This window comes from Legionella donaldsonii, assembly GCF_900452385.1.
Classification (GTDB): domain Bacteria; phylum Pseudomonadota; class Gammaproteobacteria; order Legionellales; family Legionellaceae; genus Tatlockia; species Tatlockia donaldsonii.
In genome coordinates this window covers 1,491,623-1,512,344 of sequence record NZ_UGOA01000001.1, presented here as the reverse complement: position 1 = coordinate 1,512,344, position 20,722 = coordinate 1,491,623, and the positions used below count along the sequence as shown (strand labels likewise).

Here is a 20,722-nt window from a genome sequence, read left to right as displayed (position 1 = left end):
ATTATACTTATACAGATAGGGCAGAGTGAATCCAGATATAGGAAGCGCGCTTATCATGACCACTAATCCTAAAACGATTAATCTTGCGCTACAAGGAGGCGGAGCTTATGGTGCTCTGGCCTGGGGGGTTTTAGATAAATTCCTGGAAGACGGCCGTATAAATTTTGGTTCAATTTCAGCCAGTAGTGTAGGTGCATTGAATGCAGCAGCGCTTGTCTATGGCTTAATTGAAGGGGGTAATGATGAAGCTCGTGAAACTTTATATAAACTTTGGAAAATGATTAGCAATGCAGGGCAGTTGTATAATCCAATAAAAATTACCCCAATAGAAGAATTATTTGCCATAGACCTTGAACACTCTTTGTCCTTTACTGCATTTGACTTGATGAGCAAAATGTTCTCACCTTATCAGTTAAACCCCTTTAATTTTAATCCCCTAAGGGAAATCTTAAAAACGATATTAAACATTGATCAAATCAAAATTGCTCATACACCAAAACTATTTATCACCGCAACCAATGTAAAAACAGGCAAGGTTAAACTTTTTAATAATGAGCATCTTTCCATAGATGCTATTATGGCCTCGACTTGTGTCCCCTTTATGTTTCAAGCTGTTCAAATCGATGACGATTATTTCTGGGATGGCGGTTATATAGGGAGTCCAGCACTATCCCCTCTTCTTTCTCATTCACCTAATAATGACATTTTAATTCTTCATACAAATCCAATTGCTCGAGAGCAAGTACCCGAATCAGCAACCGATATTTTAAATCGGGTTAATGAAATTAGCTTTAACTCTTCGTTAATACGAGAAATAAAGGATCTGGTTTTTGTTAATGAATTACTGGACAAAGATTGTATTAAGGAAAAATATAAAAAAAATATGAAGCAGGTTTATTTGCATAGCCTGCGAGCTGACAAAGTCATGCAAGCTTATCCAGTAGCCAATAAATTATATTTTGATTGGACGTTTCTTTGTCAATTATTCGAGGAAGGACGTAGAGAGGCTGCGGATTGGCTAGAAAAAAATCTTCGCCATCTTGGTAAACGCTCCACTATAAATCTGAATGAATATTTTTAGAAAACTCTCTATCCAACAGAAACGTTCTGCTAATCTTCGCTATTTTGTCTATATTTTAATCATGGATGACTAAAAGGACTTATCATGAATGAAGTCGATATTTTGCTGCTGTTTTATGAAGAAATGAAGGCTCAAGGAAAAAGCCGAGATGCTATTTTTATGAATATTGACGAATCAATTGCTAGTGTACTTGCCCAAAAATTTAAACGTGATGTGACGCTTGAAGAGGTTCACAAACTTGCTGATATCTGTATTGCCAATGAATGGTTAGAACGTACAACCATTGATCCAGGCTATAACTTCCTCTCACTTACAGCTGCAGGCTTACAAGTTGTCCTGGCGCATGAATATGCCAAAGGCGTTTAGAACAATGTTGTCGTCTGTGCCAACCTCCTTTTCATGTCAGAATTATCTATACTAAAGAAAAATAATTTAAGATCTCACTATGAAAACAATAAATTGTGATTGTCTTATCATTGGTGGTGGTATTCAGGGTCTAATGCTTTTAAACCTTCTTCAAGAAGCCGGTGTACAATCTCTTGCCCTTGTAACTGATCAGCCCTTAGGTGAGGGGGAGTCAAATCATACTCACGGCTATTATAATAGAGGCTATTTTAACAGTTTAATCTCCACCGTTGAAAGCAGTCATTGGTGGGATCATTTTTTCAAGCAACATCATGATAAATGCGGAAAAAAAGATAACGCTTATGTGATAACCAATGAATCCGATGCTCAACATCTAAAATCCATTTGGCAGGCCAAATCACTACCCTATCAATCTCTAGAAAAAATTCCAGCGAGTTTACAAAGTCTTGGTTGTGAATTAAAACCCCAACAACAACTTTTCTCTGTACAAGAAGGAACAATTAATGGCTGCGCCATTATAACTGTTTTAGCACAGCCATACAGAAAACAAATTGTCGATGCTCGTGTACAAAAACTCATTTATAGTGAAGAGCAAAATACAATTATGCAGGCCGAGATAAACACTTCCAAAGGAACTTTCTTAATTAAATCAAAACATTATTTCCTTTGTGCGGGTCGAAATAATCAATTACTCACTACTATGTTAACCCAAGCCCATCACTTAAGAAAAAACCTTGTCCCCAATACCGTTCGTTTTATTCCAATGCTACTCTTGAAAGGGAAAAGCCCTGACTTAACCGGTGTTTATTTGTCATATGGTTTAACAATGGCCACTACCTACGATGAGGAAAAACAGCCTGTCACTATTATTAGTTATATTAAAGGCCTAAGCAGTACTCATGAGCTTGTTGCTTTAGGAGAGAAAATAACGGACGATGCTCAATTGGTCTATCAATGTGTAACCCAATTTAAAAAATTATTTCCTCAGTTCAAATTTGATAATAATGATTACCAATTGGCTTATTTTACCGGGCCTAAAATAGACAGTCCTGCAGATAATAATGAAATTATGAATAATGATTGTTACATGGATGACTTAGGCATTAATAATTTTGATTTTATTTGGCCTGGCTTATTTACCAACAGTTACTATGCAGCCACAGAATTAATAAAAAAATATCGCACAGCTGGCGCCTCCTGGCTAGTCACACCTGCAAAAACACTATTTAACGCAGCTGACGAACAATTGCCTCTACAGCAAGAAATTGCCAAAGAATATCGCTCGCCAGGAAAGTTAGAATGGTACAGCTGGAACGATTTCTGTAAAAAATATCCCATCCTCTTAGCCAAATAAGTTTTACCAAGCCTAATCTACTGAGTCAATTCGCCGCTGTAATGATTGGCTGCCTGTAAACCAAGGCTCGCACCCAATTTTTGCGCTGCAGATATAAAACTACAGAAAGCAAGTAACTCAACCAATTCCTGATCAGAGAAATATTCTTTTAAGCGCGCAATTTCCTCTTGATCAATTGATAAATGGTCCAAAGCAAATTTATTAGCCAGACGCAGTGCTTCTGCCAATCTTAACGAGTCAGGATTTTCGTCCGCTGGCCCTGCTTTGGCCATACAATACTGACAAACATGATTAAACGCTAAGACACGTCTGATTTGCTCAAGAAAGTCAGCATCAAACGTATTACTTTGGAAAAAAGCCATTTCAAGTTGCTGCCATTGGACAGAAATTTCAGGTAAGTGACCTAAAAGTTTTTCAAAGGGTGTAACCCCTTGTTTTGATAACTTAATATGTGCCATGCTTATTCTATTCCTTAAATAAATGTTGCATTTAATCTCTTTTAGTGTAAAATTTATCCAGTTATGAAACAAAAATTCTTATACACAACACTTTTTGTTAGCTTACTTGCACTGCGCCTTTTTGCCGGATGGTGGTTTTGGCCTCAGCAAGAACAACCAGCCGTTGTTTTAAAACAAATTCCTTTTACCCAATTACCCGGTTGGGAAACAACGAATGTCAGGAAGTCACTGCTAACCTTTCAGGTTTCCTGCCGCACCTTTTTAAAGCAAGATCCTGAGCAATCAGTTGGTAGTCAACAGATCGAGCTAAAAGCAGGAGATTGGCACCCCGCTTGTCAAGAAGCATTGTCGATTACCTCTACCTCAAAGACAAGAGCACAAAAATTTTTCCAAAAATGGTTTAAAGTCGTTGAATTTTCCAATAACGAGCCAGTAAGAGGTTTATTTACCGGCTACTATATGCCCTTACTCCATGGAAGTTTAACTAAAACCAAGAAATACAATGTCCCTATTTATAGTTTACCTTCCGATCTAATTACAATTAACTTAGCTCCTTTTGATCCAAGCTTAAAAAATCGCCGGGTTATTGGGCGTTTAGAAAAAAATACCGTAGTACCTTACTACACACGTAAAGAAATCAATAAAGGCGCCATCGCTAATAAAGCGGAAGTTTTAGTTTGGATTGATAATCCCATTGACAGAGTTTTTTTAGAAATTCAAGGTTCGGGCATTGTCCAGCTGCCTGACGGAAAACGCATGTACGTTGGTTACGCAGGCCAGAATGGCGCCCCCTATACGTCGATAGCACGGGTATTAATTGATAAGGGAGTTATGACGAAAGATAATGCTTCGATGCAAAGAATCAAGCGCTATCTTAAAGCACATCCTGAAGAGATTGACGCTGTTTTAAATCAAAATAAATCCTTTGTTTTCTTCCAGGACTTAAAACAAAATGCTGCTTATGGTGCGCAAGGTGTTGCCTTGACTGCCGGTTACTCTCTAGCCATTGATCGCAAATATATCCCGTTAGGTGCCCCGATCTGGCTAAATACCACCAGACCCGATAAGCATCATGACGATAAAAAAATATTTCAACGCCTAATGATCGCCCAGGATACTGGTGGTGCAATTCGCGGAATGGTGCGTGGTGACGTTTATTGGGGAGCAGGTAAACAAGCGACTTTCATTGCGGGCCATATGAAGAATGCTGGCCATTACTGGTTGCTTTTACCACGCCATACCATTACTCAACTCGAGAAAAAGGAATTGTCCTAATAAAGACAATTCCTTTTCTCAACAAGCAATCAAGATTTATAGTTCTGAAATAGGCTATTAAGAACACTGTCTTGAAAAATCATTTCAAAAGCCTCCTCATTTCGTGCTTCTGCTGGGGTGATAAGCGTAGGGGCAGTACCCTCCAATGCGTCAGCTAAACTTATAAAGCGATACCCATGTTGCTGATATAAATCAATGATATCTCCTAAACAATAGCTGTTAATCAAATTGGCGTGAATTAACAATATTTGCTTAACTGGCTTATCTCCATTAAATTTTTTTGCTTTATTTTCTGCTCTGACTGTTTGACTCCAAATATAGGCAAGATACCTTTGTTTAAGGCGGTTTAAATTTTGTTCCCGTAAACGATAGGGAATAGCAAATAACTGACTATTAAATAGAAAATCCTTACTATCAATTGTTACAGGCGCAATAATATATTGATGTTCAGTAAGGTAATCATAGACCTTCTGTTTTTTATCCCCTTTGCTTTCGGCCAGGTAGGGATAACGGAAATATTTCTGTGTTGTCATTAAAGGCGTTAAAATTTTATCTGCCTTATCGACATCCTCGATGTATTTTTCAGCACTGACGCTATTTAAACTTCGATGAGAATAAGTATGATTCCCTAAAATAAAACCGGCTTGCTGGAATTGCTCTAAAAGTTCCCATTGCCCCTTTTCAATTGAACCAGCAATCACAAAGCCAGTAGCTGGAACATTCTTATCACGCAATGTTTGCAGGATTTTCATAAAGCGATCATGTTCTCGCTGTAAATTGGAAGCCTTACCATTTGCTGAACCGACAAAAGGTAAATCATCAATGGTGATGGCTATTTCTCGGACTTCAGAAAAACTTGGATTACTAAGCATCCCCCCCAGTATGGCAAAACACAAAAGAGATCTCTTGCGAAACACGCTCCGGTATTTTTTCCACATTGCCAATCCCTCAACCCTTGTTTATGGATACTCCTAACCTGCAAAGTCTATACCACAATTTACCCGCTATTAACCGTATGAAATCACTAAAAATCGCTTGATGACTGTAGCTAGTCAATCAGTTCTAGCCACTGCAATTGGCATAATTTAAATAAAAAGGCCAGATCCTGTTCCCGATTGCGGAAAGGCAAGAGCGCAGTATTAGTTAATAAACGATGGTTACAAACCAATTTGATTAAAGCAGGCGAAACATCATTGTCAGGCCATTCATCTCCATTAATAAATAAATTAAGGCGGGACTCTTCTTGAGAGTTTACCTGGTAAGCAAAGCGGCAAGATGCATTACGAATCATCCCCTCGCTTTTAGTAAGCTGCCGGGTAAAAAGACCGATATCAATCATTTCCTCATCCGCCAAAGGGATCGGTAATAAAGTTTCGGCCTGTTGATCCAATTGGGTCACAAAGCTGCCAAACCAATGTTGCAAATGGCTTTCATCGTCGATAACTGTTTGCAATAATTTTTTTGCATTTAACCAGGCTTGCTTTGGTATTTCCGCTGAACCTTGATTAACAGTCCAATCAGGATCTTGATATAAAAGACCAGTCGGTTTTTTTTCTGCTAAATAGTCTGCAAAACTATCTAACAACTCTTGCCCCTGATAACTACGGTATCCAAAAGAATAAGTCATGCAATCATTGCCAATAGCTATGCCATAATGTCCAACATGGGGAGGAAGATAGAGCATATCCCCTTCTTCAAGAATATATTCCTCCTCCGTTAGAAACTGTTGCATAATACGTAATTCGACGCCGGGTAAATAATTATCTGTCCGACAATGTTTGGTCGTTAACGACCATTTCCGCTTTCCTTGTGCCTGATACAAAAAAACATCATAGTTGTCGTAATGAGGTCCCACACTGCCATGCTCAACGGCATAACTAATCATGACATCATCCACCCGCCACTGAGGAATGAAATTAAAATAATCAAGCATTTGTGTTACCTCTGGAATGAAGCGGTCTACACCCTGGACGAGTAAGGTCCAATGCGTTTCAGGTAACGTTTTAAAATCTTTCGCAACGAAGGGCCCGCGTTTTAAATGCCAATGAGGCGCTTTTTCTGGTGTTTCAAAAACAAGGCGGCTTTCTATCTCTTCTTCCATTGATAAACCAGCTAACTCATCAGCTGTAAGTGCATTAACAAAATCAGGTAATGCCTGGCGAATTAGCAATGGTTTTTTTTGCCAATATTCAGTTAGAAATTTGTTTACATCGATCTCATGAAAATACACCATTATTAAACACTCTTTGATTTCATCTCGCTGTTGCGCAAAGAATATCATTTTTTAAGATTTTTCATCAGACCTATTCATCTGCTGCAAATCTTACACTAAAGGGTTATAGTTTAAAAAAACTGTCAAATGAATGAATATGAAAAATAATAAAACCTGCTTATCCCTCCTCCTCCTCAGCTGTTTTATGATGAACGCTGTGGCAAGCAATAGCAGCCTTTGCCAGGCAGAGGAAACGATTTTATTTTCCTGTATGACAAAACAAAACAAAATAATTTCTTTGTGTGCTTCTAAGGAATTATCTGCTACAAATGGTTATATTCAATATCGATTCGGGAATAAAAAAGCAGTTGAATTGACTTATCCGGCGAATCAGACTGTCCCCGCTAGCAAAGCTTTTCAGGGTCGTTCCCAAATGTTTAGCGGTGGCGGGGGAATCTATTTACGCTTCAAAAACAAGGCTTATGATTATCTAATCTATGAAGGTATCGGTAAAGGCTGGACTGTCAGCGGCCTGGTTCTATTGAAAAATTCTAAATTTTTAACTTATTTTGCCTGTACGAATAAAGCAATTGTTGAAATTACTCCTGACCTGTTAAGCCAGATTAATATCCCGCAAGATAGCGATGAAACTGAATTTTTCCCTGCTGATATACCGGGACTAAGTTAAAAACTCCATAGCCATAATAAGAACTGTTCACGGTCGCTAGTTTAATGGTTAGGGCTTATTCGAATCGCGCGGCCTATGTGTGTGCGAAGCGCAAACACAAGATAGGAGACCTGTTACAGGTCTCTAGACATAGTGTATCTTTAAAAGTACTGACTCCAAAGTCAATCCCGGCCCAAAAGCACAACTAAAGATCGACTTATTGTTATCCTTCCCCCCTAAGCTATCCCATATGCTTTTTAAAACAAATAAAACGGTAGCAGAAGACATGTTGCCATATTTCCGTAAGACCTCATAAGAATAGCGGTTGTCATCTGCGCTAATCGTTAAAGCAGATTCACAGGCTTGCAGAATTTTAAGGCCACCAGGATGAATAGCATAATAGTCAATCTCCTTAGCAGACCAACTCGAATGGCTGAGTAATTTCTCCATAAAACTGGCAATTCCAGATTTTATAACCTCTGGTACGTAGGCGCTGAGAATGATATCAAAACCATGATCAGCAATATGCCATGCCATTTCCTGCTCAGTCTGTGGAATTAAATCACAATAAAAAGATTCCAGGCTCAGGCAGTTCTGATTTTGTGGTTTGGTTTCAACTAAGATTGCGGCAGCACCATCGGCAAAAATAGCATTTGAAATGATATTTTTCGTAGCAAGATCTTTTTGAAAATGAATTGAACACAACTCAATACAAACCACTAATACCTTTGCATCGGGTTGCGCACGACAAATTGCATCCGCTGCCTTCATTCCATTAAAAGCACCATAGCATCCCATAAAATTAATGGCCATACGGTTAGTAGACGAATTTAACCCCAACTGTTGTACAATTTCGATATCAATGCCCGGCGCATACATACCAGTACAGCTCACAGTAATTAAATGAGTAATTTCCTTTTTAACGCAATTGGTTGCCCTACCTAAACAATTTTGAATCGCATGCAGTGCAAGCGTCAAAGCATGGTGTTTGTAGATAGCCATCCGTTGTGCAGTCGTAGGAAATGCTGCTGTAGGCTCATTTGGAAAAAAAACAAACTCACCCGGCATCTTACAATAATCACTCAATACACTATAACGTTCGTCGATTCCGGATGATTTGTAAATAGCCTTTAATAGTCTTCTTTTAACGGGATTAAGTTTTAGGCTAATACCAATGATTTCAGCAATTTCTTTCTGGCTGCGCTTATAAGGTGGATTGGCAGTTCCTATTGCTGTAATTGCAGATTGCATAATTAAATCCCTTTATTAACAATAATTATCTGGCATTAGCCGTTTTTAAACAGTCGTAAACGTTTGTTCTTGGCACGGAGTCTTCCTAATGTCCTTTTTACGCGATGCAAATAAGCTATACTACAAGAAATCTAATTGACAAGAGTGTAACATGAGCCTGGTACAACGTCTTAAAAACTCTTGGGATTTCTTAATCTGCTGTATTCAGTTTTTGAAAAAAAATCCGGATTTGATTGTCTTACCCGTACTTAGCTTAGTTGCAATATTAGTGGTTGTTGCTTCGCTCGCGGGAGCCTCATTTTTAGAGATAGATGTACTACTCCAATATTACCAAACCAATATAGCCATTCTGATTATTGGTTTATTGCTTTTTTATTTTTTATTGTCCTTTGTGATTCTTTACTTTAACGCCTCACTTATTACTTGTGTCATCGAACGCATGCAAGGAAATAAAATAACTGTTTTCCAGGCTCTATTTAGTACTTTAAAAAGAACAGGCCCTCTCTTGCAATGGACCTTCATTAGCGCCACCGTATGTATTCTCATTAATGCACTGGAACGAACACATGACATTGTTGGGGAGATTCTTTCAGCTATTTTTGGCTTTTCCTGGGCGATTACCACTTATTTCGTTTTGCCGATTATGATAGTAGAAGACATAGGGCCAATTACAGCATTCAAACATTCAATTACACTCATTGGTAAAGGCTGGCGAAAATTGCTCTCTGCAAATTTCATCTTGTTTTTGTTTGTTGCAGTAATGATTGGCGTTTTCTACTTGGTTGCCTATCTTTTTAACGAAACGAATCAATCATTACCAGTCAATATACCAATCATTCTGGGTTTTCTTGTTTTAGGGGTTATTATTAGTAAAGCGTTTAATACTATTTTTAATTGTGCACTGTACCTAACTATTAGTGGCAAACCCCTGCAGGGTTTTGACAAGACCTTACTATCTGAATTAGTCGTAAAGAAATAGGCTGAATCTCTAACTAGACGCTATGGACAAAAAAAAAATTTTTGATCGGGTGTTCCCACTAAAGCATCTCATTGCAATTTTTTGCAGTTTAATAGCTATTTTCATCATTAAACAAATTACACTGTTTTTATATATTAAACCCTACCAGGACCTCGATCTCCTTACCCTCTGCCATATTCTCTGGCATTCAAATGATCTTTTTTTACGGCTAATTCTAATTTTCAATTTTCTTATCAAACCACTTTTTATTTATTGGGTTATTATTTATTTATTTTTAATCTGCAAAGTAAAAGTAACACCTCCAAAAAGTTGAACAATTCCTTTATCACTCAGTTCTTATTCAATTCAAGGTGAGCCAAAGGGATATAATTAGAGTGTTCCTTACCAGGCCTGCTTTCAAATAAATGAATCTCATCAATCCAAATCCTGGGAATAAGTGGCATTTTAATTTTTTCCAGGGAAAAAGACTGATGAACACGACGTAAACGCCCCAGTGTTAGATGCCCCCGGAAAGCACGGGTTTCAACAGGATAATTACTTGCTTTAATTCCTTGGCCAATCACGGTGGACAATTGAGTTAAACAATCACTTGGACCTACAGCCAAAGAAATAATTCGTGGATGCGTTGGTGTCGGAAAAAATTCCATGCCCTTCAATTCCAAATAAAACGAAGACAGATTCGTTAAACTACTGCGAACATTTTCAATAAGTTGTGGCAGATCATTAATATGAACCTCTGGCATAAATTGCAGGGTGATATGTAAATTTTCCTTAGGCACCCAATGTACTTCAGCAGCAGGAATGTATCTCTGTGCTGAAGCCAGGATTTCTGCCAATAATCGCTGTGTCGATTGGGGCATGGCAAGTGCAAAAAAAACTCGTATTGGTTTCATTGTTTAATAAGCCACTGAGTTTACAGTAATTGTTAAAGCCCCCGTTATATCACCAACAAGGAAGCGAAAAGCATCAAAGGTATTGGGTACAGTACCAAAGGTCACAGAAAAAGGTGCTGTAACTATTCTATCAGTACGCAACAACATCCATGTTCCATTTAAAGCATAAGTTCGCACATAGAACTGTGTTCCATCCGCAATTTCCCCTATTTTACCTGCCGAATTAGCACTACCCGTGGATTTTTGAAATCCAACAACCTCATATTCGTTGGAGCTGTTTAATATAACATTTAAATAACCATTAGAGCCTGTGGGGCTAACCTCTTTAACTGGAATTAAAAAAGTATCCTCCCCAGCAACGCTTGGATTGGTATCATTAGGAATAAAAAGAACCGGCTCCGTATTTAAGGAAGGCCAACTAGCAAGATTTTGTGCTTTATTAAAGCTAACATCAAACGTGGTACCTACACTGGGAGTGCTATTAATATTTGAATACTGTATGGAGGTATAACAGGGAACCGCACCAATATTGTTGTTGTTATTGTCAAACACATTGTTACAGCTATCATTCCCCACTGCAGCAAATAACTCATCAAAATCATTGGTCACTGTTGCTGTATAATTAGTACCATCGAAATTTAAATTAATTATATTGGCCACTAAACCGGCAGTATTCGCTGTATAAAAATTATTGTAGGCAGTCACTAAATTGATGTAATTACTTGAAAAAAACTGATTTCCATTCAGTGATGTATTGTTAGGATAGTCTGTTTTATAAGAGGCTAAAATGGAAGGGAAATAGACCGTCAAACCAAAAGAAGCTTCCCTATTAGGACTGTTTTTAAAATATTTCACTGCGTTTTGTGTGGCGTCAGCCAGGGCTGTTGATGCTGCACGCAAATCTAAATCAACAGGAAACTGGTCAAATACCCGACTGGCAAACTCCACCAAATCGACCAGATCATAGCTCTCATTGTCCCATACTGAAGTAGAATAATCTGGTGCTTTGAACCTGCTCCGTGCAATATTTTTCCAATTGGCGATACTATTGGTATAAGGTTGTAAAGCAACTGCAAAATGATCTACTGCAGATAGTAAATCAGGTATAGCAGCCGAGTCGACCACTGATAAAGTAGTCGAATCATTTTTATTTTGATTGGTATAACCATTAACAATCTCAGTGCCCACGGCCAAACCATCCGCTGTAGGATGTGTGTTCACATAACTCAGAAAAGTATTGTATTGCCACCCCTCGCCAGGCTCTAAATCTTCCGACCCCACGTAATAGTTTGTATAAGGATACAAACCGGCAATTGTTTCAGCACTGCCAAAAAGACAGGCATCAAAACCAATAATCTCAAAACGTTTTCCGGTATTATTGGAAGCGGCCATCGTGGCGGCCACGATTTGATTCATAGGTGTTATGGCAGGAGGATTCACTTCATCAAAACCGAAACCACCATTGGGTCCCCCACCATGATCCCAATAGACGATAATGTATTTATCCGCAGGATAGTTGGTCACACCCCATTCAAGAAAATCCTGCACAGTACTGGTAGCACCCATGCTAATAGAACCTAAATCCTGAAGTAAAAGCAAACTGCCGGGTAATACCAGTTTCCGCTGCACCGTAAGCCAACCTGCTTTTTGTGCCCCGCCGGTTTCTATCACAACATTCATATTTTTAGTAGAGCCAACTTGCATCATTTGGTTGATATTATCTGTTGCAGCACCACTTTTTGACTCTAAATCCGAACCTACTATGTATACCAGAATGGTATATTTAGCCTGTTCTACATTCATCATGATACTGCTGAGCAAAGGAGCCCTACCACCGTAGTCAATGCTTAAAAACCGTGCCAGAGCCCCCTGATGAAGATTAGAAACCACTACAGTAATTGAACAGGATTGATTTGGGGCAAGAGAAGAACCGCAAGTAGTACTCAAAGTAGTCGCTGCAGGAGCCTGTACGTCAGCACCATTGTTAACAATTGCGATTCTTCTGAGCGGTAAGCGCTGTGTTTTTACATTATTACGAATCGTATAAGTCAATATCTGTGTTTGGCCAACCGCCATTTGATTGGCTACAGGCTGAACTGTAAAAGAAAGAGGGAGAATGCCTGCCCAACTGGCAGATAACCCCAAAGACAAGAAAGCGAATAAATAAAAACAACGGCGAAAGTATTTGTGCATTCTATCAACCTTCATCAAATGAAATTACACTTTTACATGCACGCCAAATAAAATGGCTTGTGTGTGAAAAGAAAATTGCATGGGGTTAATTGCTATAGGGGTATTAAAATCAATAATCCCCTGACTACCTGTCTTGATAGTACCGTAATCGGTATAGAGGTAGGCCAAAGAAAATCTAAATTGTTTGTTGCAGTCATAAGCTAAACCAGCCCCAGCTTCGCCAACAGCCCCATGTTTCGTTCTGCTATTTAAAGATAGAGAACCAGGGCTCGGCCGATCCTGGTAGTCTACCTGTGTCCAACCCGCCCCTACCCCACCCAATAAAAACACAGAAAATTGTTCCAGTGAAGCGACTGTCAGAGCCAGATCAATCATCACCCGCGTGCTTGCAAGTGACAAATCATAGGTATAATTGTTCATGCTGGAATCCTGGAATAGATCAACTTCCCCATAAACATCCTGACCGATAATTGCTTGATCCATATAACGGATATTCAAAGCTGTTCTTAACTCAGGAAACCAGATTAAATTTCCCCTGGCAGACGTATTCAAAGGAAAAAGGTAAGCAATTCCTAAACCCAGCTCTCCAGCAAGCGGGGTACGGGTCTGACGCAAACGGTCAGTCTCAAACTCACTGATCACCACAGTGGAGTTACCAGTCTGTAACCAGGATAAGCCTGCATTAGCTGACCACTCAAACTGGCCTTGTTGGGAAAAAATGGGAAAAGCGGCACTCACTGAAAAAGAGAAACTTAAAAGACCAGTAAAAAAACTTATCTTGCTGAATTGCTTTGTATTATTTAGAAATCCTTTCAATCTATCACTCCCTCCTGTGATCACAGTTAATGATACTTATTTTTAAAAAGGACGCAATTTTTTATGCCATAAATACAATCCTTTTTTTTACAAGAAGACAGTTAAATCAAATCAAGATAAAATTGTTAGCATGAAAATAGTTGGTTTGTTTATTATGTTTTTACAAAATCTCAACACAGAATTTTTTAAAAAAACAATCATTATTTTTTGGGCTATTTGGTGGCTAATAGCGCTCTGGACCGATAGCGTGGGCTTGCTGGCGCACGTTGGCTTATTACAAAAAAGCTGGGCACCAGATACCAACTATCTTTTTCTCGTCGAATCATTAAAGATGTACAATCCCCCTTTTTGGATCCCTCCACTTTGCTTTGCGGGAATTCTATTCTGGTCGCTACTCTCTACCTTAGCCTTCGGCTGGGCATGCGCCAGCCTAAACCAGCCTACTCCATGTTGGAGACAACGAGCTGATATAGCCTTCATTATCTCACTGAGCTATTGGCTGGCTTTTTTTCTTGCTGATCAGCTGGTTATGAAATTCGATTTGGAAGAAAATCACATGGTACAAGGCGGGTTTCAATTATTAACTTATTTAGCACTGTATATACTTCCGACAAAATCAGGGAATAATTTATCAAAACCCTGAATTTTTAACTGACTCTTTCGTAAACAGCTTTGGCAATCTGTAGATCTTGAACTGCCAGGCCGGTTAAATCAGCAATAGTAATTTGCTTATCATTACTACGCCCTCTTTCCAGGCCAGCAATTATTGCTCCTAACTCAATTAATTGGGTTTTAGCAATAATTTTTTTACGTAATGCATGCGCTACATCACCGCGCTCAATACTCTGCGAAATGCTGTCAGTAATAATTAGTTCTGCTTCAGCAAAGATGTTTTCATCCAATTCTTGTTTTAACGGCGTATCAGCACCCACCGCTGTAATATGAGTACCTTTTCTAATTTGATTTGCAAAAAGGATTGGCACAGAAGACGGTGTTGTTGTAACAATGAGATTACAACTATCGGTTAATACGTCCATCGATTGGGTGATCTTGATTCGACAAGTTTCATTTTGCATCTGATTTTGGAAAGCTAATAACTTAGTCTGATCTCTTCCCCATACAAGGATATCTTTACAGGAGACAATTTGTTGCAAAAAATAAAGCTGCAACCTGGCTTGTGTCCCTGTACCAACGATTCCGACTCTATCAACAATACGTGGGGCAAGGTATTTGGCTGCAATTGCACCTGCCACTGCTGTTCGCACATCCGTCAAATACCCTTCATCAAGGAGAATAGCCTGCAAAACCCCCGTTTTTTGGCTAAAAAGCAACATGAGGCCATGGCTGGAGGGAAGGTTTAATTCAGGATTTTCATAAAATCCTGACGCTATTTTTACTACATAAAATTCATCACCCTTGATATAGCCGTATTTAATATGTACATCGCCAGGAGGATTAGTAAAACATAACTCCCCGACAGGCGGCATTACAGTGTTTCCCATTGAATAAGCAACAAAACCTTCCTCCAGTTTGGGAATCAGGTTTACTGCATGAAGTAATTCTTTTATCTCCGCCAAAGCAATAATTTTCATTGGTATTAATCAAGTAATTTCTTTAAGGTCTCTAGGCTGATATTTCCACCACTAAGAATAACCACTACATTTTTAGCATGAAATTGTTCAGCGCTTTTTATAAGGGCGGCCAGTGCAACAGCTGCTGCGCCCTCAATTAAAAGATGCTGTGTTTTGATGAGAGTACGAATTGCGTCTTTAATTTCTTCTTCAGATACCAGAATGTAATCATCAACCCATTGTTCACAAAGCTCAAAGGTGATGGCATCTGGTTCAATCCCACCCGATGTTGCATCAGAAAGGGTTGCCCTTGTTTCCAGATCTATAATTTGTCCTGCCTTTATGGATTCAGCCATAACAGGGGAGTTTTTTGGTAAACAACCATAAATTTTTGTTTTTGCAGAAACAGCTTTCAGATAACCTGCAATCCCAGCTATTAGCCCACCACCACCAATAGGGACCAAAACCACATCAATCGGATCCAATTGCCGAACTAATTCCGCAGCAATTGTCCCTTGACCAGCGATGATTTGCGCATCATTGTAGGGCGAAATATAAATCATGTTATGCTGCTCGGCATAATGCCGAGCATACATTTCTGTTTGCATGCAGTCAGTAGCATAAAACTCCAGGGCAGCATCATAATTACGAATGTTCTCTATCTTTGTTGAAGAAATATTTTCTGGAACAAAAACCATACCGGGAAGATGTAGTTTTTTAAGACCAAAAGCAACCGCAGCCCCATGATTTCCAGACGAAGCAGTAACCACCCCTTGCTGTTGTTGTGATGACTTTAAAGAAAGCAATTTATTGAATGCCCCACGTATTTTGAAAGAACCAGTGTATTGTAGATTTTCGCACTTTAAGTAAGTATTGGTATTGGTTATTCTGCTCAATGCAACAGAATAATCCAGTGGTGTTTCACGTACATGAGCTTGTATTCTCTTTTCTGCCTGTAGTACTTCATTTTTAATATCGAACATAACGAATCCTTACCCCTTAGTGATCAGATAAATAGTTATAAACGGTAGCCCTTGAAATATGGAGAATTTGGGCGATGTAGGTTGCAGCATGTTTGGCAGTAAAAGCACCGACTTGCTGCAGATGCTCAATGAGTTCTTTTTTTTCTTGCCGTCTTAACATTTCAAGAGTTAAATGATGTTCTGCCAGATAATTATGGATATAGTGATTAATACGCGCTTGCCAGTCTTCTTTAAATAAAGGAATTGGTTGCGGTATTAATTGCTCGCAACCAAGAAACTCTCCCATAACCGCCTGCATTTTTTCTAATTTGGAAATATCAAGATTAATACATAACATACCAACAGCTTGATTTTTTTCATCACGAATAATACTGCTTACTGATTTAAGCTTCCGTCTATCCCAATTTATTTTTTCATAAGGTCCAATACAGTCTGACAAGGTTGCCATTTCTTCCTCTTCACTTAACAAGGAAGAATCCCCCACTCTTCTTTTAGAAAAAGGATGATAAATTGCCACAATTCGATTCTCTTTTATATCGTGGATAACTACCTCCGCATAGGGATATAAGAGTCGTTGAATTGCTTCGGCGGTGGGTAAGAATGCTTTAATTGCTTTTTTCATAGACTAATTTTAATAATCAAAAAAGATATTTTAGTCTAATTTAGACTTAATTGTCAAAAAAGACAACCATTCTGATAAATTACTAGGGATATTTGACGCGCAATCATTGATCTTTGTTATAGTAGTTATATTCGTCAATGCTTGATTACCTGATATTTCAGGAGCTTAACCATGAAACGCCTTTTTTTTTCCTCTTTTTTGATATTTTTTTTCAGTAATGCGGCTTTTTCAAGCTATAGCATTAATGAGGTAAAGAATTACTATCAAATCAGCGGCAACACAGAACAAACCTTACGCGAGCAAATGGGTGAGTTAGGCCCAGTCATTAAAGGCCATCACTACGATGCACAAACCATTTGGTATGTTACCTGGAATTATAACTGGCATTATAATCATCCCTCACAAAATCCCTGTTATGTGAAAAATGTTACAGTCTCAGTCAATGTAACAAGCATTCTTCCGGCGTGGAGCAATCAAAACACCAGCACCCCTTATTTACAAAACAAATGGAATACTTATCTGAACAATTTAATCAAACATGAAGAAGGCCATGGGAATAATGGCAAACGAGCAGCTATGGAAATTGAGCAGGCCTTGCTTAATACGCCAGCGATGCCGAATTGTAATGCTTTGAAAGCAGAGCTTAACATGAAGGCAAAAGAGATCATCAGTAAACATAATACCTGGGATACCCAGTATGATATGGATACCAATCATGGTAAAAATCAAGGTGCTATTTTCCCCTAGCCATGTACGGACCTCTTGCCCTGCCAGGCTCGCTATGACTCATGCGAAGCGCCCTTACTTAATCTATACTAAAGATTAGATTTAGCTGTACAGAATGGATATCCATGAAACAAACAGGGATAGTACTGCAAGGCGGCGGTGCATTAGGAGCTTATGAATTTGGTGCTTTAAAACGCCTCTACGAGAATCCTCAATTCACACCAGACATTATTTCAGGGGTTTCTATTGGTGCCATAAATGCCATAGCATTGGTCGGTGCGAGAGAGGAACCAATTTCGACCCTTGAAGCAATGTGGGAAGAACTCACTGTTTTTTCTTTTCCCTTCAGTGAAAAACTAAGCTCTTATCTGGCCTTGTTTGGTAATCAATCCTTTTTCCGTCTACGCACTGACTATTGGAACCTGACTAAGTGGACGAGTTTTTATTTCACCCAGCCTTTACAGCACTTACTAAACAAATACATTGATTTTAAAAAGGTCAATAATAGCACTATTCGGCTAATTCTTACTGCAACGGATGTTGCAACAGGAAAAGTAAAAACGTTCACTAATCTAGGCAAGGGGTCTACAAAAATAACGCCTTTACATGTGTTGGCCAGCGGCAGCTTACCTCCCGGTTTTCCAATGACAACTATCAAAAACAAGTATTATTGGGACGGTGGTTTATTTGAAAACACACCGTTATCCCCAGTTTTGGACTGCCTGGATCCAAACCCGGAAGTAGAAAAACAAATTATTGTCATCAATCTTTTTCCCAGCCAAGGCAAAATACCAGACAATATGATTGATGTTTTTGACAGAATTTTTGAAATTCAATTTTCTAATAAAGTGAGGTTTAACAAAGAATTAACTGAAAAAATCAATGAATACATTGAAGCAATGGATGAAATTGAAAAAATCATCCCTGCTAATAGCCCTATTAAACAACTACCAGGTTATCAACGTCTTATAAACTACAAATATATTGAGAATATCCTTTATATTGAAAATGTAGATCCAGAAACTGTAAGTGCTCCGTTTGATTTTTCTCCAAACACAATCCAAAAGCGAATCGCCGCAGGTTATCGCGATGCTGACAAAGCGTTATTGGCCATGAATTCTTAAGCCTTATGAGAACTGGCTACCGGCGGCGGTGCTTCTTCTTTTTTAACCGCCGATCTATTAACCATGTTTGAAAAATTGGTAATCTTAGCCGGTAGGAAAAAAAGCAGTTTACTTGCGACAGTTTCCTCGGCTTGTTTAGGAGCAGGATTCGCCATACTCTCAGAACTAATCATCACCGTTAAATGCGTTGTGTCGCCCGTTTCTGAAGATGAATTGGATTCCTCATCCAACTCATCCAGACTCCCATCAACACTGTACCGTTGCTGCCACTCTTTAAATTCCAGTTGAATTTTGGTTAAGGTAGGAGCAAGTTCTATTTGCAACGATTCAGGCAGTTTTTCGAAAAGCCAGAAGATTTTATTAACAACGACCCCCTTTGTATCAAAGGTAGTTATTAGTGCTAACTCTCTGATTAAGGTCGTGAGCAACCTATAATCTTCATGGAATTGGCGCAACCTGACAATTTCATGCACAGCCTTATCCTGACCAAACTCTTCACCCCCTTCATCAAACGCTAAATTCATTCGCATCCATAGCGCCTGATTTTTAAGTACAAGTCCAATTAACAAACTTGTACTGGCAAAATCCGCTTCCTCCAAACAACATTTAACAAGTTGTTTACCCGTCATAGACAATAGTGTTTCTTGGAGCTCCTGCACTAAACCTTGATACGCGATACCAAACGACTCTAAAGCATCTTTTAGAGCCCCAAAAAGGAAATGAATAGCCGATGCTTTGGCGAGTTCAGTTGAATTTTGGGTATTTTGCAGTACCTTGATGAGAACAATCGTATTAAAACTGTACGTTAACGCCATTTCAACAGCCTGCCAATAAGGTTGTATATCGGAGCTGCGCTTTTCTGTGTAGGAGGTGAAGTGAGGGGTTAAATCGTCTTCCATAGTAAATAAACAACGGAGAAAATGACCAGGCTGAGAACCCTCTCCATGAGCAGTTGATAATGCCCCGGTTAATGTTTCAGCTTGCCGTAATAACCGGCTAGTAAACGCATTGAACTGTCTTACTAATTTGGCTAACTCTACGGTATTAAAGTCAAAAATACTTTTTTCATCAGAGGCAGAAAGGATACTAAACCAAATTTTCATCTGTTCAGCAAAAGGAGTAACCAGATTAACCGGCAAAGCAACTGCTTTTGGTGTACTTTCCACAAACATAATTTGCGACAAGCTTGATTCAGCGGAGGCAACAGCAAAATCCCGCAAGCCTGTCATTTTTGTTAATCGTGTATGTAATATTTCCGCTAAGTCACGAGAAAATTGTTGAGAATTACCTTCTTTGCCCAAAATGACCGCATTAAAGGATTCTATACAAAGATACGCGGTCAGCTCTGTTTGAGTCTCATGATCCACCAAATCAACAGGCATTTGTTGCAATACACAGCCAACCATATCGGCAAATATTGCTTCATCGACTCGAGCCAGAAAGCTTTTTGCCTGTTCGGCGATAGCTGGAAATAACCCTTTGATTTTCTTGTAATTTAAAAAATAACCCTTTGTATAGCCTTTAGGATTGAACCAGCCCTGATATTCAAACGGGTTTAGAAGATCCTCATTATTTTTTTTGTGTCCAAAATAACGAAAGGCAGCCCCCCAATCAATCCGTGCAAATTGTATAAAATCAATCGCGAGAGCAGCAATCACTTCCAAACAAACGACATTACCACTATGAACACTGTTATCCCCTAAAAGCAAAGAAAACATCAGAATGACAGCCAGGCCAAAATGCTGTCTTAATTGCGTGAGTAATAAATAATACTGAGGCCCGCAAAACATTTCCCACAAAGGATCCCGATCTGAACCATCACGATAGCCGGTACCAATGATTTTAAACAATTCTTTGAATACAATTTTTGGCTGAATAAGGCCATAACTCCCATCGTCAAGTTTAATAAAGTCGGCACAAATAAACGAATCATGATAAATTTCATCAATCAATTCGCGCCTTATGAATTCTTTTAGCAACAAGCCAGCGAATAACTCTGTAAATAACTCTTTACGATCTTTGGGTTTTTTAATGAAAAATTCATTCCCATCCGGATCACGATAAAAACCGTCTACCTCAACGTGGTTTTTACCGCCTTTCTTATTCTTGAACTTGGTCAACAGCTTATCATTATAATAGATTGGCATGGTT

20 protein-coding genes are annotated in these 20,722 nt (G+C 38.9%); 9 read left to right on the top strand and 11 right to left on the bottom strand.

All coding sequences use genetic code 11. The annotated features are described in order from the left end of the window. Positions 1-55 precede the first annotated feature (55 nt). The 3 genes from DYC89_RS06995 (at position 56) to DYC89_RS06985 (ending at position 2,801) form a co-directional block, all read left to right on the top strand. The gene (locus tag DYC89_RS06995; protein ID WP_115221135.1) at positions 56-1,081 is read left to right on the top strand and encodes a patatin-like phospholipase family protein; all 1,026 of its coding nucleotides are present in this window, start codon (positions 56-58) and stop codon (positions 1,079-1,081) included. An 84-nt stretch (positions 1,082-1,165) separates the two neighbouring features. Next, positions 1,166-1,447: a hypothetical protein gene (locus DYC89_RS06990; protein WP_115221134.1), complete on the top strand. Its 282-nt coding sequence runs from the start codon at positions 1,166-1,168 to the stop codon at positions 1,445-1,447. 79 nt (positions 1,448-1,526) lie between these two features. After that, on the top strand, positions 1,527-2,801 hold the full coding sequence (locus DYC89_RS06985; RefSeq protein WP_115221133.1) for an FAD-dependent oxidoreductase: 1,275 nt from the start codon (positions 1,527-1,529) through the stop codon (positions 2,799-2,801). A gap of 17 nt (positions 2,802-2,818) precedes the next feature. On the opposite strand, the gene DYC89_RS06980 is transcribed toward DYC89_RS06985, so the two are convergent. Then, a complete protein-coding gene (locus DYC89_RS06980) occupies positions 2,819-3,259 on the bottom strand; it encodes a carboxymuconolactone decarboxylase family protein (RefSeq protein WP_115221132.1) in 441 nt (146 codons plus the stop codon). A gap of 63 nt (positions 3,260-3,322) precedes the next feature. Between DYC89_RS06980 and mltA the strand changes: the two genes are divergently transcribed. Beyond that, positions 3,323-4,534, top strand: a complete 1,212-nt coding sequence (gene mltA / locus DYC89_RS06975) for a murein transglycosylase A (RefSeq protein WP_115221131.1) — start codon at positions 3,323-3,325, stop codon at positions 4,532-4,534. Positions 4,535-4,563: 29 nt separating this feature from the next. On the opposite strand, the gene DYC89_RS06970 is transcribed toward mltA, so the two are convergent. Both DYC89_RS06970 and DYC89_RS06965 read right to left on the bottom strand, forming a co-directional pair. Continuing rightward, the gene (locus DYC89_RS06970; RefSeq protein ID WP_370634590.1) at positions 4,564-5,472 is read right to left on the bottom strand and encodes a polysaccharide deacetylase family protein; all 909 of its coding nucleotides are present in this window, start codon (positions 5,470-5,472) and stop codon (positions 4,564-4,566) included. A gap of 110 nt (positions 5,473-5,582) precedes the next feature. Further along, positions 5,583-6,767, bottom strand: coding sequence for a cupin domain-containing protein (locus DYC89_RS06965; protein ID WP_115221129.1), 1,185 nt, complete (start codon positions 6,765-6,767; stop codon positions 5,583-5,585). A 136-nt stretch (positions 6,768-6,903) separates the two neighbouring features. Here DYC89_RS06965 and DYC89_RS06960 point away from each other — a divergent pair, with 136 nt between their 5' ends. Further along, the gene (locus DYC89_RS06960) at positions 6,904-7,434 is read left to right on the top strand and encodes a hypothetical protein (protein WP_115221128.1); all 531 of its coding nucleotides are present in this window, start codon (positions 6,904-6,906) and stop codon (positions 7,432-7,434) included. A gap of 123 nt (positions 7,435-7,557) precedes the next feature. Here DYC89_RS06960 and DYC89_RS06955 read toward each other — a convergent pair whose 3' ends face one another. Beyond that, the gene (locus DYC89_RS06955) at positions 7,558-8,664 is read right to left on the bottom strand and encodes a type III polyketide synthase (RefSeq protein WP_115221127.1); all 1,107 of its coding nucleotides are present in this window, start codon (positions 8,662-8,664) and stop codon (positions 7,558-7,560) included. Between the two features lie 151 nt (positions 8,665-8,815). On the opposite strand from DYC89_RS06955, the gene DYC89_RS06950 reads away from it, so the two are divergent. Continuing rightward, on the top strand, positions 8,816-9,643 hold the full coding sequence (locus tag DYC89_RS06950; RefSeq protein WP_115221126.1) for a DUF6159 family protein: 828 nt from the start codon (positions 8,816-8,818) through the stop codon (positions 9,641-9,643). Positions 9,644-9,972: 329 nt separating this feature from the next. Here the strand turns inward: DYC89_RS06950 and thpR are convergent, their stop codons facing one another. Genes thpR through DYC89_RS06930 form a run of 3 tightly spaced genes read right to left on the bottom strand, consistent with a single transcriptional unit; the run spans position 9,973 to position 13,545 of the window. Further along, positions 9,973-10,536: an RNA 2',3'-cyclic phosphodiesterase gene (thpR, locus tag DYC89_RS06940; protein WP_115221124.1), complete on the bottom strand. Its 564-nt coding sequence runs from the start codon at positions 10,534-10,536 to the stop codon at positions 9,973-9,975. 3 nt (positions 10,537-10,539) lie between these two features. Then, positions 10,540-12,729: a clostripain-related cysteine peptidase gene (locus tag DYC89_RS06935; protein WP_181879342.1), complete on the bottom strand. Its 2,190-nt coding sequence runs from the start codon at positions 12,727-12,729 to the stop codon at positions 10,540-10,542. A 24-nt stretch (positions 12,730-12,753) separates the two neighbouring features. Continuing rightward, positions 12,754-13,545: an outer membrane protein gene (locus DYC89_RS06930; protein WP_181879341.1), complete on the bottom strand. Its 792-nt coding sequence runs from the start codon at positions 13,543-13,545 to the stop codon at positions 12,754-12,756. A gap of 154 nt (positions 13,546-13,699) precedes the next feature. Here DYC89_RS06930 and DYC89_RS06925 point away from each other — a divergent pair, with 154 nt between their 5' ends. Then, positions 13,700-14,188 carry a hypothetical protein gene (locus DYC89_RS06925; protein WP_147285487.1) on the top strand — a complete coding sequence of 163 codons (489 nt, stop codon included), beginning with the start codon at positions 13,700-13,702 and terminating at the stop codon, positions 14,186-14,188. Between the two features lie 4 nt (positions 14,189-14,192). On the opposite strand, the gene DYC89_RS06920 is transcribed toward DYC89_RS06925, so the two are convergent. The 3 genes from DYC89_RS06920 to DYC89_RS06910 are packed head-to-tail and all read right to left on the bottom strand — an operon-like array spanning position 14,193 to position 16,721. Further along, on the bottom strand, positions 14,193-15,137 hold the full coding sequence (locus tag DYC89_RS06920; protein ID WP_115221120.1) for an ornithine cyclodeaminase family protein: 945 nt from the start codon (positions 15,135-15,137) through the stop codon (positions 14,193-14,195). Between the two features lie 5 nt (positions 15,138-15,142). Next, the gene (locus tag DYC89_RS06915; protein WP_115221119.1) at positions 15,143-16,099 is read right to left on the bottom strand and encodes a threonine/serine dehydratase; all 957 of its coding nucleotides are present in this window, start codon (positions 16,097-16,099) and stop codon (positions 15,143-15,145) included. Positions 16,100-16,115: 16 nt separating this feature from the next. After that, positions 16,116-16,721 carry a helix-turn-helix transcriptional regulator gene (locus DYC89_RS06910; RefSeq protein WP_115221118.1) on the bottom strand — a complete coding sequence of 202 codons (606 nt, stop codon included), beginning with the start codon at positions 16,719-16,721 and terminating at the stop codon, positions 16,116-16,118. Between the two features lie 171 nt (positions 16,722-16,892). Here DYC89_RS06910 and DYC89_RS06905 point away from each other — a divergent pair, with 171 nt between their 5' ends. Beyond that, complete coding sequence (locus DYC89_RS06905) at positions 16,893-17,468, top strand: DUF922 domain-containing Zn-dependent protease (RefSeq protein WP_245953961.1); 576 nt, start codon at positions 16,893-16,895, stop codon at positions 17,466-17,468. Positions 17,469-17,572: 104 nt separating this feature from the next. After that, a complete protein-coding gene (locus DYC89_RS06900; protein WP_115221117.1) occupies positions 17,573-18,571 on the top strand; it encodes a patatin-like phospholipase family protein in 999 nt (332 codons plus the stop codon). Here DYC89_RS06900 and DYC89_RS06895 read toward each other — a convergent pair. Beyond that, on the bottom strand, positions 18,568-20,718 hold the full coding sequence (locus DYC89_RS06895; RefSeq protein ID WP_115221116.1) for a LepB GTPase-activating domain-containing protein: 2,151 nt from the start codon (positions 20,716-20,718) through the stop codon (positions 18,568-18,570). The genes DYC89_RS06900 and DYC89_RS06895 overlap by 4 nt on opposite strands. Positions 20,719-20,722: the final 4 nt, after the last annotated feature.

Coding starts and splice junctions, on each gene's coding strand:
- DYC89_RS06995 (WP_115221135.1), top strand. CDS start 56: ATGACCACTAATCCTAAAACGATTAATCTTGCGCTACAAGGAGGCGGA.
- DYC89_RS06990 (WP_115221134.1), top strand. CDS start 1,166: ATGAATGAAGTCGATATTTTGCTGCTGTTTTATGAAGAAATGAAGGCT.
- DYC89_RS06985 (WP_115221133.1), top strand. CDS start 1,527: ATGAAAACAATAAATTGTGATTGTCTTATCATTGGTGGTGGTATTCAG.
- DYC89_RS06980 (WP_115221132.1), bottom strand. CDS start 3,259: ATGGCACATATTAAGTTATCAAAACAAGGGGTTACACCCTTTGAAAAA.
- mltA (WP_115221131.1), top strand. CDS start 3,323: ATGAAACAAAAATTCTTATACACAACACTTTTTGTTAGCTTACTTGCA.
- DYC89_RS06970 (WP_370634590.1), bottom strand. CDS start 5,472: ATGTGGAAAAAATACCGGAGCGTGTTTCGCAAGAGATCTCTTTTGTGT.
- DYC89_RS06965 (WP_115221129.1), bottom strand. CDS start 6,767: ATGGTGTATTTTCATGAGATCGATGTAAACAAATTTCTAACTGAATAT.
- DYC89_RS06960 (WP_115221128.1), top strand. CDS start 6,904: ATGAAAAATAATAAAACCTGCTTATCCCTCCTCCTCCTCAGCTGTTTT.
- DYC89_RS06955 (WP_115221127.1), bottom strand. CDS start 8,664: ATGCAATCTGCAATTACAGCAATAGGAACTGCCAATCCACCTTATAAG.
- DYC89_RS06950 (WP_115221126.1), top strand. CDS start 8,816: ATGAGCCTGGTACAACGTCTTAAAAACTCTTGGGATTTCTTAATCTGC.
- thpR (WP_115221124.1), bottom strand. CDS start 10,536: ATGAAACCAATACGAGTTTTTTTTGCACTTGCCATGCCCCAATCGACA.
- DYC89_RS06935 (WP_181879342.1), bottom strand. CDS start 12,729: ATGCACAAATACTTTCGCCGTTGTTTTTATTTATTCGCTTTCTTGTCT.
- DYC89_RS06925 (WP_147285487.1), top strand. CDS start 13,700: ATGTTTTTACAAAATCTCAACACAGAATTTTTTAAAAAAACAATCATT.
- DYC89_RS06920 (WP_115221120.1), bottom strand. CDS start 15,137: ATGAAAATTATTGCTTTGGCGGAGATAAAAGAATTACTTCATGCAGTA.
- DYC89_RS06915 (WP_115221119.1), bottom strand. CDS start 16,099: ATGTTCGATATTAAAAATGAAGTACTACAGGCAGAAAAGAGAATACAA.
- DYC89_RS06910 (WP_115221118.1), bottom strand. CDS start 16,721: ATGAAAAAAGCAATTAAAGCATTCTTACCCACCGCCGAAGCAATTCAA.
- DYC89_RS06905 (WP_245953961.1), top strand. CDS start 16,893: ATGAAACGCCTTTTTTTTTCCTCTTTTTTGATATTTTTTTTCAGTAAT.
- DYC89_RS06900 (WP_115221117.1), top strand. CDS start 17,573: ATGAAACAAACAGGGATAGTACTGCAAGGCGGCGGTGCATTAGGAGCT.
- DYC89_RS06895 (WP_115221116.1), bottom strand. CDS start 20,718: ATGCCAATCTATTATAATGATAAGCTGTTGACCAAGTTCAAGAATAAG.